Consider the following 12,754-nt stretch of genomic DNA (forward strand, 5'->3'; position numbering starts at 1 on the left):
CAAGGTGCCGCCCCCGATTTTGGCCAGTCAGGGCCGGATCACCACATCAGCGGGACGCGAGTTTTCAATCGTCCGACGGATGTTTGGCATGTCATTGCTGTCAATCCACGCCCGCGTCTCGGCAGGCGATTTTCCATAATAGGCCCAGCGATCCACCAACCGCCGATCCAGCTCTTCAAGGCTCACATCAATCCAGATTGTCAGATCGAACATCGGTGCCAATTCGGCCCAACGACCTTCGTTCAAAAGCAGGTAATTGCCCTCGACAATCAGATACCGATCACTGGGCTGAATGATGTCCGCAGCCGCCCGCGACAGCTCCATCGAGCGGTCAAAAACCGGGATGGCAATTTCGTCCTCGTCCCGCAACCTCTTGATAAGATGAATGAACCCGGCAACGTCAAAGGTCTCTGGGGCACCTTTGCGCGACCGCATTCCACGGGCATTCAGTACGATGTCGTCAAGGTGAAAACCATCCATCGGCACCACCCGGGCCCCTGCGCCCAAGGCGTGAACCAAAGCGTCCGACAGGGTCGATTTTCCGGCGCCGGGCGGTCCGGCAAGGGCGATCAGAAACCGCCCCTGCCCGTCTCCGGCCCTTGCGCGTATCTCCTTGGCAAGGGCTTCGGGTGTCATGCTTGCTCTTCCACGCCTTCCGGCACCTTGGCGCCCGTCATGAACGCCACAGCATCCGACATCGAATAGTCTTTCGGGTTGATGACGCACAGCCGCCGACCAAGCCGATGGATGTGAATTCTGTCAGCAACTTCAAAGACATGCGGCATGTTGTGGCTGATCAGGATGATCGGAATGCCACGCGAACGCACATCGCTGATCAGTTCCAAAACGCGCCGGGATTCCTTCACCCCAAGCGCCGCCGTCGGTTCGTCAAGGATCACCACCTTCGAACCGAAAGCCGCCGCACGGGCCACGGCAACACCCTGCCGCTGACCGCCCGAAAGCGTCTCAACCGCCTGATTGATGTCCTGAATGGTCATCAGCCCAAGCTCGGAGAGTTTTTCGCGGGCAAAGGCATTCATGCGCGCCCGATCCGTCATCCGGAAAACAGACCCCATGATGCCAGGCTTGCGCCATTCGCGGCCAAGGAACATGTTTTCCGAAATCGACAGGGCCGGTGACATGGCAAGTGTCTGATAAACCGTCTCGATTCCAGCTTCACGCGCCTCTTCCGGGCCGCGGAAGTGGACAGGCTTTCCTTCCAGTTCGATGGTCCCGTGATCGGGGGTCACCGCACCGGAAAGCGCCTTGATCAGGGTCGATTTGCCTGCGCCGTTGTCGCCAATAACCGCAAGGATCTCGCCGGGATTCAGGTCGAAATCGCAGCCATTCATCGCCACCACGGTACCGTAGCGCTTCATCAGGCCGCGCGCCTTGATGATGGGGGTCACTTCCGTCACTTCGAAGCCCTCCTCAGATATTGGTCAAGTGCAACAGCGACAATCACCAGACAGCCCGCCGCGAAGGTTTGCCAGTAGTCGTCCACCCGCGCCGCAACCGAAAGACCGGTTGTGAAAAGCTGAACGATGATGGCCCCAAGGATCGCGCCCACCACGGAACCACGTCCCCCAAAGAGAGAGGTTCCGCCAATCACCACAGCGGTGATCGAAGCAAGGTTGATATCGCCAAAGGCAATGGGAGAAACCGAACCGATACGGCCAATCGACACCCATGCCGCGAAACCGCAGATTGCGCCCGCCGCAGCATAGACCGAGATCAGAACCTTATCGACTTTGATCCCCGACAGCATCGCAGCATCAGGATCATCGCCAATCGCGTGGACATGGCGACCCCATGCCGTGCGGTTCAGCGCATACCAGACTACAGCGGCAAGAAGCAAAAGTGCGATCATGCCAAAGGTAACCGTGGCACTGCCGATCTTGAAGCCCTGACCAAAGAACAAGAGGCTGGGCGCTTGGGCGGTAATGTCCACGTTCCGAACCGATTCAGACCCGGAATAGGCCAGTTTCAGCGACCGGAAGATCGACAGGGTGCCAAGCGTCACGATGAACGGTGGCAGCTTGATCTTTGTGACAAGGAAACCATTGAAAAGCCCCATCAAAGTACCGATCCCGATGCCCGCCAGAATGGCCAGAGGAACCGGAAGACCACCCGCTTCGGGGTTGTCGGTGTTGACGGCAAGGTTGGCCATCACCAGCGCCGAAAAGACAAGGATTTCACCCACGGAAAGCTCGATCCCAGCAGTCAGGATCACCAAAGTCTGCGCCAGTGCGACAAGACCCACAATTGTCATCTGCTGAAGGATGGTCGACAGAACTACTCCACGGAAGAAGCTTCCATGGTCCAAGGCAAAGGCCACAAACCCAAAACACAGGTAAGACAGCAGCAGGACTGCAGCTGGAATAAGGGTTGGATGGCGCCGCAATACCCCTTTGATGGTGGCAAGCGCCGTGCGGTCGTCTGCTTCGAACTGCGCGACGGCCTTATCGGCTTGGTCAAGCTTGGCTTCGAAGTCAGAGATCACTTTGGTTGGTGCGTCTGGACTACTCATCGTTCTGAATTTTCTCCCGCTCTCACACTGGGCAGAGGGCCGCAGGTATGAAGAAGGGCGAGGCTAACCCCGCCCTTCATTAAATCAAGACAGAGGGTCTGCCTTAATCAGCCCCAGCAGAGCTCGGTGCCCTTGGTCGAGTCGATCGACGGAACGCCTTCCACCGGCTTGTCCGTCACCAGGTTCACACCGGTGTTGAAGAACGACAGGCCTTCGGAAGCAGCGGGCTTCGAGCCGTCCTTAGCGAAAGCGGCGATTGCTTCGATACCTTTCGACGCCATCAGCAGCGGATACTGCTGCGAGGTCGCGCCGATCACGCCAGACTTGACCGAGGCAACGCCCGGGCAGCCGCCGTCAACCGAAACGATGATCGCCTGGTTTTCTTTGCCAGCAGCCTTCAGAGCCTGATAGGCGCCTTCAGCAGCAGGTTCGTTGATGGTGTAGACCACGTTGATGTCCGGGTCTTTGGCCAGCAGGGTTTCCATGGCCTTCTGGCCACCTTCCGGGTTCGCGCCCGAAGATTCGTGGCCGATCACGCGCGGGTCGGTTTCCGAACCCATCACGGTCAGATCCGGAACTTCGATGCCAAAGCCAACGAGGAAGCCAGTGTCGCGGGCAACGTCGACCGAGATGTTGTCTTTGTTGATGTCCAGCATGGCGATCTTGGCGGTAGCAGCGCCATCACCCAGCGTCGCAGCAGCCCACTTGCCGATCAGCAGACCAGCTTCGAAGTTGTCAGTCGCAAAGGTCATGTCCTGAGCGTCGGCGTCAGCCAGCGGGGTGTCCAGAGCGATCACGAGGACGCCAGCGTCGCGGGCAGCCTTCAGAGCCGGGCCAACCGAGTCGTTCGAGGCGGTGATCAGGATACCCTTGGCGCCAGCGGTGACGCAGTTCTCGATGGCGGTGATCTGCGGAGCGGCGTCTCCGTCGACTTCACCAGCGTAAGCTTGGAAATCCAGACCAGCGGCCGCAGCAGCGGCTTCGGCGCCTTCTTTCATTTTCACGAAGAACGGGTTTGTGTTATTCTTGGTGATCAGGCAGGCCAGATCGGCGGCCGATGCCGAAGTTGCCATCAATGCAAAAGCAGCCGAGCCCAGAAGGGCCTTCATCGTGATGTTCATGGTATTCCTCCCAAGGAAGGCGACCGGATAATCCAACCGCCCTAATGTTTGCGCAGCCGTTCCACCTGCTGCGATGTCCTTACAAAACCTGATTCGACCCCCTACGTCAACATAAATAAATCACAGTGATTTATTATTGACAGAGTCATGATTCGTCCCCCATCTTGGTCAGTCAGGGAGAAGGTTTGGCGCCGAATGCCAGACCCAGAAATACGGAAAAACAAAGATGCTGATCGGGATCCCCGCTTTATTGGGGCCAGAGCTTTTGTTCACGCTGCGCTCGATGGGCCATGGCGATGAAATTGCCTTGGTCGACGCGAATTACCCCGCGCAGGAGCATGCCCGCAGGCTTGTTCGCGCGGACGGGCATGGGATTCTGGCACTGCTTGAGGCGATCTTGCCCCTTTTTCCGCTGGATACGGACACACCTGCCGCAATCTACCGCGCCAGCCTGATGAACGACCCCAGCCAGATGGGAACCATTCATCACGAGATCGAAGCCCTCTGCGGCAGCCTGAAACCTGGCTTTGTCGTCCAGCCGCTTGCTGGCGCTGATCTTTATCCAAAGATCAAAAATGCTCATACGATTGTTGCGACCAGCGAGATGGCCCTTTATGCCAACGTGATCTTGCGCAAGGGCGTGGTCACAAAAGGTTCCAGCTAGAAACATGGATACGACGCCCAACACCCCCACTCCGGCGTCTACAGACCGACCATCTTCGGATGATCCGGTTCTTCGTGGCACCAACCAGTCGGGGATGCGTGCGCAGAACGAAAGGCTTGTCTTGACCCTCGTTCGCCAGCATGGGGCGCTTGCGAAATCTGATATTGCGCGGATCACGGGCCTCTCTGCCCAGACCGTCTCGGTCATCATGCGGGCCTTGGAAAATGACGGCCTCCTGATGCGCGGCGAACCGCAACGGGGCCGCATCGGACAACCCTCGATACCCATGTCGCTTAATCCCGACGGGGCATTCTTCTTGGGGCTCAAGATAGGTCGCCGGTCTGCTGACCTTATCCTAGTTGATTTCGTTGGGAAAATCCGCGCGTCCGAGCGACGGATCTATCGCTATCCGACACCTTCGACCGTTGTCGATTTCGTACAGGATGCGATGCCCCGCATGATCGGGCACATCTCGCCCGAGGCGCGTGACCGTATCGGCGGTTTGGGCGTGGCAATGCCGTTCCAACTTTGGAACTGGGTGCAGTTCATCGGCGCACCACAAGAAGAAATGGATGAATGGCGGCATCGTGACATTCAGGCGGAACTTGCCGCGCTGACCGGCATTCCGGTCTACGTCCAGAACGACGCCACCGCAGCCTGCGGGGCCGAACTGGTCTTTGGCACGGGTGACCGGCCAAAGGATTTTCTCTATTTCTACTTCGGCTATTTCATCGGCGGCGGGCTTGTCCTAAACGGTCAGCTTCACACTGGCCGCACCGGCAACGCGGCTGGTGTCGGGCCGATGCCGGTTCCCAGTTCCGATCACAAGATGCGCCGCCTTCTGTCTGCGGCCTCTGCCGCAACGCTTGCCACTGCGCTGGAAGAAAAAGGTCAGAATTCCGATTTACTGTGGGAACGGCACGACCGCTGGGACATCGACCCCAAAACTTTGGAAGACTGGATAGACAATGCCGCCACGGGCCTAGCCTGGGCGATCCTTTCCGCCTCGACACTTCTCGAACTTGAAGCGGTTCTGATCGACGGCTGGATCCCACCCGAAGTGCGGGCAGCGATCACCGCGAAAACCGAAGCCGCCCTGAACAAACTCGATCTCGCCGGCATTGATCCCCCAGCCATCCGCCAAGGCACGGTCGGGGCCGATGCCCGCGCAATGGGGGCAGCAGCCATTCCGCTGTCCCAGCGGTATCTGATCGACCAGAACGCCGCAGGCCGCGAGATTTAACCCCCCTATCGTGCAATGTTTGCGTGAATTGCGACATTCCGGCACACTGGTCGCATTGACACCCCCCAATCCTCTTGAAAATTTTGCCGTTACGGCACAGTTGGGGGGTCAAACCCGCCGCGACGCATACGACGCAACAGAACGCCACCGCCACGACGAGGGATCAACCACTTCATGTCCTTAGCCCTGATTGCTGCGCTACCTTTCATCGGAGCGCTCCTGCCCGGCCTCATGATCCGTGCGGGAAAGAACGCCTGTGCCTTCGTCACGGGATCGGTCACCGCCCTCGCCCTTTTGATGTTGGGCTTAAACGCGCCCCGCGTCCTGAACGGCGAAGTGATCCAGACGCGGATCGACTGGATTCCCTCGCTTGGGCTGAATGCCAACTTCTTCCTTGATGGTTTGGGTCTGCTTTTTGCGGGCCTTATTCTTGGCATTGGCCTGCTGATCATCATCTACGCGCGGTTCTACCTGTCGAAATCCGACCCGATGGGCCAGTTCTACAGCTATCTGATGCTGTTTCAGGGTGCGATGGTGGGCATTGTCCTTTCTGATAACATCCTGATGCTCTTGGTGTTCTGGGAACTGACCTCGCTGTCGTCCTTCCTGCTGATCGGTTACTGGAAACACCTGCCCGAAGGCCGTCAGGGCGCACGGATGGCGCTGACCGTTACCGGTGCGGGTGGTCTTGCCATGATCGCGGGCATGCTGATCCTTGGAAATATCGTCGGCAGCTACGACCTCTCGGTCATTCTTGAAAATCGCGAGGCGATTCAGTCCAGCGACTGGTATCTGCCTGCACTCATCCTGATCCTTCTGGGGGCCTTCACCAAATCGGCGCAGTTCCCATTCCACTTCTGGCTGCCCCACGCAATGGCCGCACCTACCCCGGTTTCGGCCTATCTGCACTCGGCCACCATGGTGAAGGCGGGTCTCTTTCTGATGGCCCGGATGTGGCCAGTTCTGGCCGGTACGCCAGAATGGTTCTACATCGTCGCAACCACCGGCCTGATTACTATGGTCATGGCCGCCAAGATCGCGCTTTTCAAAGACGATCTTAAGGCGCTCTTGGCCTTTTCCACCGTCAGCCACCTCGGGCTGATCACCATGCTTCTGGGCTTTGGCACGGCCGAGGCCGCAACCGTCGCCATCTTCCACATCATCAACCACGCCACGTTCAAGGCCGCGCTCTTCATGTCGGCGGGGATCGTCGACCACGAGGCGCATACCCGAGATCTGAAGCGTCTTGGCGGTCTGCGGACCCTGATGCCAATCACCTTCACCTTCGCCACGGTCGCTGCCCTGTCGATGGCGGGCATACCGCCGCTAAACGGCTTCCTGTCCAAAGAGATGATGCTGGAAGAAACCGTCCACACGGTCTGGGCGGGCAATCACTGGATCATGCCGGTTCTGGCCACCATCGGAGCCATGTTCTCGGTCGCCTATTCCTTCCGCTTCATCTCGCACACCTTCCTTGGCCCGGTCCGCGACGACTATCCGCACAAACCGCATGACCCCAGCTTTGGCATGTGGGCCGCGCCGGCCTTCTTGGCCATTCTGGTTGTCATCATCGGCTTCATGCCCATGACCTCGGCCGCATGGCTGGTAAATGCCGCCGCAAGCGCCACAACAGGCGAACCGGTCGAGGCCTATATCAAGCATTGGCACGGTCTGGAGTCTCCGGCGCTTTGGATGTCTGTGGCCGCTGTTGCCGCCGGTCTTGTCCTTCTGGGCGCGCATAAGCGGCTGATGGCCCTCTGGAACGCCACCCCCCGCCCCGAGGCGAAAGCGATCTTCGATGGCGTGATCGAGCCCTTTGCGACATTGGCCCGTGGCGTCACGAACCGCATGCATGACGGCTCGCTGACCCGCTATATCGCCATCGGCACTGTCGCCATTGCAGCTGCCGCCTATTACGGCTTCCGCACAGGCACCCACCTTCCCGGCACGCGCGAAATGATGGACATCCATCCCGTGCCCGCCCTTGGCTGGCTCTCCTTGGTGCTGGCCACCGTGGCCATCGTGATTTTCCACCGCAACCGCCTGCTGACGCTGGTTCTGGTGGGCATCATCGGCCTGATGATCTCGGTCGGCTTTGCCTATTTCTCGGCCCCGGACCTTGCCCTGACCCAAATCTCGGTCGAGGTCGCCACCGTGATCCTGATGCTGGTCGCGCTGAACTTCCTGCCCAAGGAAACCCCGGTCGAAAGCAGCGTGACCCGCCGTTCGGTGGATCTTGGCGTCGCGGCCATTGCGGGCCTTGGCATCGCGGCGCTGTCTTATGCGCTGATGACCCGTGACTTCGCCTTTGCCACGATTGCCGATTACCACATCGCCAATTCGAAACCCGAGGGCGGTGGTACCAATATCGTCAACGTCATCCTCGTAGACTTCCGCGGCTACGATACCTTTGGCGAAATCACCGTTCTGGGCATCGCCGCGATCCTGATCTACGCCCTGACCGAGGCATTGTTGCGCGCAGGCCCAGCGAATGACCGCCTGCTGGCCTGGACCCCGGATCTGCGCCGCGCCGGTGACCGCCACCCGATGATGCTGGTCGTGGCCACCCGCCTGATCCTGCCGATTGCGCTGATGGTGGGCGTGTTCATCTTCCTGCGCGGCCACAACATGCCCGGCGGCGGCTTTATCGCAGGGCTGATCGTCTCCATCGCCCTTGTCATGCAATACATGGCCTCCGGCTTTAACTGGACGCAAATCCGCCAGCGTGTCGATTACCACGCGCTGATTGCCGTCGGCGTGCTCATCGCCGCCGCAACCGGCGTTGGCGCATGGTTCAACGGCATGCCCTTCATGACTTCGGATTACGGCTATGTGCATCCGCCCATCGTCGAAGAATTCGAACTGGCCACCGCCGCGATCTTTGACCTTGGCGTGTTCCTGACCGTTCTGGGCGCGGTGATGCTGTCCTTGGCCTCGCTTTCGCGCCTTGCCCTGCGGGCCGGTGAGACGATCAACGTCCAACCCTTCGACATCGACCCCTCGGCGGGCCGCACCCTTGATGACCTTGACGCCAAGGAGGCGCGCTGATGGAACTCCTCGTCGCAACCGCCCTTGGGCTTCTGACTGCTGCCGGCGTCTATCTGATGCTGCGCATGCGGACCTTTCCGGTCATCGTTGGCCTGACCCTGCTGTCCTATGCCGTGAACGTCTTCATCTTCGCGGCCGGACGACTGGTCACCAACATGCCGCCGATCATCGACAAATACGCAGCGGGCTATACTGACCCGCTGCCCCAAGCGCTCGTCCTGACGGCCATCGTGATCTCGTTCGGCATGACCGCCGTTCTGGTGATGATGGCCCTTGGGGCCTTTCTGGAATCCGGCCACGACAAGGTGGATATGAACGACACCGACCACAGCCAAGGGGGCGCAAAATGATGAGCCACTGGATCATCGCGCCCATCGTTCTGCCCGCAATCATGGGGGCGGCCATCACGCTCTTGATGCGGAACGACCTGCTGTTGCAGCGCGTCTTCTCGTTGGGCTCCACCATTGCCCTGACCCTGATCGGCGCAGCCTTGGTCTGGTCTGCCACCCTGAATGCGCCCGAGGTTTATCTCTTGGGCAACTGGCCGGCACCTTTCGGCATCGTTCTGATGCTTGACCGGCTCTCGGCCCTGATGGTGCTGCTGACCGGCCTTTTGGCCGTTGCTGTCCAGCTTTATGCCATCGGCTCGAAATGGGATGCACGGGGGCGGCACTTCCACGCCCTGTTCCAGTTTCAGTTGATGGGCATTTCTGGCGCCTTCCTCACCGGCGACGCCTTCAACCTCTTCGTCTTCTTCGAGGTTCTGCTGATCGCCTCCTATGGCCTGATGATCCACGGTGGCGGAAAAGATCGTCTGCGGGCGGGCGTGCAATATGTGGCCTTCAACCTTGTCGGCTCATCGCTCTTTTTGTTCGCGCTTGCCACGATCTATTCGGTCACCGGCACGCTGAACATCGCGGATCTGGCAGTCAAAGTGCAGATGCTGCCCGAAGGCGACGCCGCTCTGTTCCGCGTCGCCGCGGTCATGCTGATGCTGGTCTTTGCCGTCAAGGGCGCGCTGGTTCCGCTGCAATTCTGGTTGCCCGCAACCTATGCCAACGCCCCCGGCCCGGTGGCTGCGCTGTTCGCCGTCATGACCAAGATCGGCGCCTACGCCGCGATCCGTTTTGGCGTCATGGTGATCCCGCCGACAACGCCCGCTACAGGCACCCTGATTGCCGATATGATGGTGCCCGCCGCCATTCTCACGTTGATCATTGGCGCGATTGGCGTTCTGGGCGCGTCGACCCTCGGTCGTCTCGCCGCCTTCTCGGCAATCGCCTCGATGGGCACGGCCTTCATCGCCATCTCGGCCTTCACGCCCGCCACCACGGCCGCCGCGCTTTACTACATGGTGCATTCGACGCTGGCAGGCGCAGCGCTGTTCTTGATCGTCGATCTGATCATCGACCGTCGTGCCCATGAAAAACTGACCGAGTCCTTGCCGCCGATCCACAATTCGGGTCTGATCGCCGGCATGTTCATGGCTGCGGCCATCGCCAGTGCCGGGATGCCGCCGCTGTCGGGCTTTGTCGGCAAGCTGTTGGTCATGGACGCCCTGCGCGACCAAGCCGCACTGATCTGGTCGGTGATCCTTCTTTCCTCGCTGGTGGTGATCCTTGGCTTTGCCCGTGCGGGTTCGGTTGTCTTCTGGAAGGCCCATGCCTCCGCGCCGCAAGAATCCCCCAGCCACGAACCACAGGGGCTCGCCTTTACGGCAGCCTTCGGCCTTCTGGCTGGCCTTGTGTTGCTTACCGTCTTCTCGGGGCCCGTTCTGGCTTGGATGGAAGACACGGCGGCCCTGTTGCACGATCCATCGGCCTATATCGCCGCCAACCAACTGCCCGAGGTGAAGTGACATGCTGACACGCCTCTTCCCCCACCCGCTTTTGTCCGTTCTTCTCTTCGTCACCTGGATGCTTCTGGTGAATGAATTCAAGATCGGCAGCTTGGTCATGGCGCTGATCCTTGCCATCATCATTCCCAAACTCACCAGCGCCTATTGGGAAGACCGCCCAAAGGTCAAAGACGTCCCTGCCTTTGCCGCCTATTGCCTGCTGGTTCTGTGGGACATTCTCGTTGCCAACGTTCAGGTGGCCATGATCATCCTGTTCAAGCGCAATAAGGACATCAAATCCGCTTGGGTGCCGATCCCGATTGATCTGAAAACGCCCGAGGCAATCACCATGCTGGCCGGAACCATCACCATGACCCCCGGTACCGTGACCGCAGATATGTCGTCCTGTGGTCGGGTCTTGCTGATCCATTCTCTGCACGCGCCCGACCCGGACGCCGTGCGCGACGACATCAAAGCGCGCTACGAAGCCCGTCTGAAGAGGATCTTCGAATGATGCTGGATTATGCTCTGACCTTCGCCTTCCTCTGCTTTGGCCTTGGGCTGGCCATGAACGTCTACCGCGTCTTCAAGGCCCCCGGCGTGCCGGACCGTATTCTCGCCCTTGATACGATGGTGGTGAACGTTATCGCGCTCATCGTGCTTTACGGTTTGCGGACCAAATCGGGCATCAACTTCGAGGCGGCGCTGCTCTTTGCGATGACCGGCTTTGTCTCGACCGTGGCCTATTGCAAGTTCATCTTGCGCGGCGACATCATCGAGTGAGGCATCATGGAACAAATTGCTGAAATCCTCATCTCGATCCTCTTGGTCGTCGGCGGCATTTTCGCCGTCATCGGCAGCTTCGGCCTTCTGAAATTGCGCGACACGATGCAACGGCTCCACGCGCCAACCAAGGCCACGACCGTTGGCGTCGGCTCGGCCCTGATCGCCTCGATGACCTATTTCCTGATCTTCGAAGGCAAGATCAGCTGGCACGAACTGCTGATCACCCTCTTCCTGCTGCTGACCGCCCCGATCACCGCCAATTTCATTGCCAAAGCACACATGCACCGGATGATGAAGGCCGAGGATCTGCCGAAAACCGGCGTCGGCACCGACTGGGCAACCTTCGATCCGGAACTGACCATGGTGCAGCCATTGACCGATTACCGCCCCGGCCCAGTGTCCGATCAGGGCGCGGCCAAAGCGGATACCTGACCAAACGGTCAAAAATCCGCAGCGTCACTCTTGCCGCTAGCCCCCCCGGCGTGCCACATTGCGCGGGAACATGATCGGGGGGCACTCGGGTGCATACGCTGACCTCAGAAACGACGACGACCACCAGCCAGAATCTTCCGCAGATCGCGCATCCCCGCAATCCCGGAATGCCGCTTGATCTTGATTGGGTTGCGGCCGTTCAGGCCAACACCTCGGCCATCGAACGGCGCTGTGCCACCCTTGGCGGCAGACGGTCGGTGAAAAAGGACTATCAGGCCGCTTGGCTTCTCAAAGCCATCAGCCTGATCGACCTCACCACCCTTTCCGGCGACGACACCACGGGCCGCGTCCAGCGCCTTTGCGCCAAGGCCCGCCAACCCGTCCGCCCCGATATGCTCGCGGCCTTGGGGATGGAGGGGCTGACGGTCGGCGCGGTCTGCGTCTATCACGACATGGTCGAAACCGCCGTCCGCGCGCTGGAAGGCACCCATATCCCCGTCGCCGCCGTCTCAACCGGCTTCCCGGCGGGCCTGTCGCCCTATCACCTCCGCCTTCAGGAAATCCGCGAAAGCGTGGCCGCAGGCGCCCGCGAAATCGACATTGTGATTTCCCGCCGCCATGTGCTGACGCAAAACTGGCAGGCGCTTTATGACGAAATGCGCGAAATGCGAGAGGCCTGCGGCGAAGCCCATGTCAAAGCCATCCTCGCAACGGGCGAACTCGGCACCCTGCGCAACGTCGCCCGCGCCAGCCTGATCTGCATGATGGCCGGCGCCGATTTCATCAAGACCTCGACCGGCAAAGAGGGGGTCAACGCCACCCTTCCCGTCAGCCTGACGATGATCCGCGCCATCCGCGACTATCAGGACCGCACCGGATACAAGGTCGGCTACAAACCGGCGGGCGGCATTTCCAAGGCCAAGGATGCGCTCCTCTACCTTGCCCTGATGAAGGACGAACTCGGCCACCCGTGGCTGCAATCCGACCTCTTCCGCTTTGGCGCCTCCAGCCTACTTGGCGATATCGAACGCCAACTCGAACACCACCTGACCGGCCACTACTCGGCCGCCAACCGCCACGCGATGGGGTAAGG

13 protein-coding genes are annotated in these 12,754 nt (G+C 60.0%); 9 read left to right on the forward strand and 4 right to left on the reverse strand.

Annotated features, from left to right (window positions below):
• Positions 1-27 precede the first annotated feature (27 nt).
• From ACSBLW_RS09095 to ACSBLW_RS09110, 4 genes are all read right to left on the reverse strand, one after another.
• The gene (locus ACSBLW_RS09095; protein ID WP_435259895.1) at positions 28-636 is read right to left on the reverse strand and encodes a nucleoside/nucleotide kinase family protein; all 609 of its coding nucleotides are present in this window, start codon (positions 634-636) and stop codon (positions 28-30) included.
• Entirely contained in the window at positions 633-1,379 is a 747-nt protein-coding gene (locus tag ACSBLW_RS09100; protein WP_435260080.1) for an ATP-binding cassette domain-containing protein, read from the reverse strand. Before ACSBLW_RS09100 ends, ACSBLW_RS09095 begins: the two co-directional genes overlap by 4 nt.
• Before the next feature lie 35 nt (positions 1,380-1,414).
• The gene (locus ACSBLW_RS09105; protein ID WP_435259896.1) at positions 1,415-2,530 is read right to left on the reverse strand and encodes an ABC transporter permease; all 1,116 of its coding nucleotides are present in this window, start codon (positions 2,528-2,530) and stop codon (positions 1,415-1,417) included.
• Between the two features lie 107 nt (positions 2,531-2,637).
• Positions 2,638-3,651 carry a substrate-binding domain-containing protein gene (locus tag ACSBLW_RS09110; protein ID WP_435259897.1) on the reverse strand — a complete coding sequence of 338 codons (1,014 nt, stop codon included), beginning with the start codon at positions 3,649-3,651 and terminating at the stop codon, positions 2,638-2,640.
• 226 nt (positions 3,652-3,877) lie between these two features.
• Here ACSBLW_RS09110 and ACSBLW_RS09115 point away from each other — a divergent pair, with 226 nt between their 5' ends.
• The 9 genes from ACSBLW_RS09115 (at position 3,878) to deoC (ending at position 12,752) form a co-directional block, all read left to right on the forward strand.
• Positions 3,878-4,315, forward strand: a complete 438-nt coding sequence (locus tag ACSBLW_RS09115) for an RbsD/FucU family protein (RefSeq protein ID WP_435259898.1) — start codon at positions 3,878-3,880, stop codon at positions 4,313-4,315.
• Positions 4,316-4,319: 4 nt separating this feature from the next.
• Positions 4,320-5,558 (forward strand): ROK family transcriptional regulator, encoded by a 1,239-nt coding sequence (locus ACSBLW_RS09120; RefSeq protein WP_435259899.1) that lies wholly within the window; start codon positions 4,320-4,322, stop codon positions 5,556-5,558.
• A 174-nt stretch (positions 5,559-5,732) separates the two neighbouring features.
• A complete protein-coding gene (locus ACSBLW_RS09125) occupies positions 5,733-8,606 on the forward strand; it encodes a monovalent cation/H+ antiporter subunit A (RefSeq protein ID WP_435259900.1) in 2,874 nt (957 codons plus the stop codon).
• A complete protein-coding gene (locus ACSBLW_RS09130; protein ID WP_435259901.1) occupies positions 8,606-8,956 on the forward strand; it encodes a Na+/H+ antiporter subunit C in 351 nt (116 codons plus the stop codon). Before ACSBLW_RS09125 ends, ACSBLW_RS09130 begins: the two co-directional genes overlap by 1 nt.
• The gene (locus ACSBLW_RS09135) at positions 8,956-10,464 is read left to right on the forward strand and encodes a monovalent cation/H+ antiporter subunit D (RefSeq protein WP_435259902.1); all 1,509 of its coding nucleotides are present in this window, start codon (positions 8,956-8,958) and stop codon (positions 10,462-10,464) included. The genes ACSBLW_RS09130 and ACSBLW_RS09135 overlap by 1 nt, the downstream gene beginning before the upstream one ends.
• Before the next feature lies 1 nt (position 10,465).
• A complete protein-coding gene (locus ACSBLW_RS09140; RefSeq protein ID WP_435259903.1) occupies positions 10,466-10,957 on the forward strand; it encodes a Na+/H+ antiporter subunit E in 492 nt (163 codons plus the stop codon).
• Positions 10,957-11,226 carry a K+/H+ antiporter subunit F gene (locus ACSBLW_RS09145; protein WP_435260081.1) on the forward strand — a complete coding sequence of 90 codons (270 nt, stop codon included), beginning with the start codon at positions 10,957-10,959 and terminating at the stop codon, positions 11,224-11,226. The genes ACSBLW_RS09140 and ACSBLW_RS09145 overlap by 1 nt, the downstream gene beginning before the upstream one ends.
• Before the next feature lie 6 nt (positions 11,227-11,232).
• Positions 11,233-11,661: a Na+/H+ antiporter subunit G gene (locus ACSBLW_RS09150; RefSeq protein WP_435259904.1), complete on the forward strand. Its 429-nt coding sequence runs from the start codon at positions 11,233-11,235 to the stop codon at positions 11,659-11,661.
• Between the two features lie 98 nt (positions 11,662-11,759).
• Complete coding sequence (deoC, locus tag ACSBLW_RS09155) at positions 11,760-12,752, forward strand: deoxyribose-phosphate aldolase (RefSeq protein ID WP_435260082.1); 993 nt, start codon at positions 11,760-11,762, stop codon at positions 12,750-12,752.
• Positions 12,753-12,754 lie beyond the last annotated feature (2 nt).

The organism is Thioclava sp. FR2 (assembly GCF_051200875.1).
Lineage (GTDB): Bacteria > Pseudomonadota > Alphaproteobacteria > Rhodobacterales > Rhodobacteraceae > Pseudotabrizicola.

What these genes read in the sequence shown, in the direction of transcription:
- ACSBLW_RS09095 (WP_435259895.1), bottom strand. Translation starts at nt 636, where the DNA reads ATGACACCCGAAGCCCTTGCCAAGGAGATACGCGCAAGGGCCGGAGAC.
- ACSBLW_RS09100 (WP_435260080.1), bottom strand. Translation starts at nt 1,379, where the DNA reads ATGAAGCGCTACGGTACCGTGGTGGCGATGAATGGCTGCGATTTCGAC.
- ACSBLW_RS09105 (WP_435259896.1), bottom strand. Translation starts at nt 2,530, where the DNA reads ATGAGTAGTCCAGACGCACCAACCAAAGTGATCTCTGACTTCGAAGCC.
- ACSBLW_RS09110 (WP_435259897.1), bottom strand. Translation starts at nt 3,651, where the DNA reads ATGAACATCACGATGAAGGCCCTTCTGGGCTCGGCTGCTTTTGCATTG.
- ACSBLW_RS09115 (WP_435259898.1), top strand. Translation starts at nt 3,878, where the DNA reads ATGCTGATCGGGATCCCCGCTTTATTGGGGCCAGAGCTTTTGTTCACG.
- ACSBLW_RS09120 (WP_435259899.1), top strand. Translation starts at nt 4,320, where the DNA reads ATGGATACGACGCCCAACACCCCCACTCCGGCGTCTACAGACCGACCA.
- ACSBLW_RS09125 (WP_435259900.1), top strand. Translation starts at nt 5,733, where the DNA reads ATGTCCTTAGCCCTGATTGCTGCGCTACCTTTCATCGGAGCGCTCCTG.
- ACSBLW_RS09130 (WP_435259901.1), top strand. Translation starts at nt 8,606, where the DNA reads ATGGAACTCCTCGTCGCAACCGCCCTTGGGCTTCTGACTGCTGCCGGC.
- ACSBLW_RS09135 (WP_435259902.1), top strand. Translation starts at nt 8,956, where the DNA reads ATGAGCCACTGGATCATCGCGCCCATCGTTCTGCCCGCAATCATGGGG.
- ACSBLW_RS09140 (WP_435259903.1), top strand. Translation starts at nt 10,466, where the DNA reads ATGCTGACACGCCTCTTCCCCCACCCGCTTTTGTCCGTTCTTCTCTTC.
- ACSBLW_RS09145 (WP_435260081.1), top strand. Translation starts at nt 10,957, where the DNA reads ATGCTGGATTATGCTCTGACCTTCGCCTTCCTCTGCTTTGGCCTTGGG.
- ACSBLW_RS09150 (WP_435259904.1), top strand. Translation starts at nt 11,233, where the DNA reads ATGGAACAAATTGCTGAAATCCTCATCTCGATCCTCTTGGTCGTCGGC.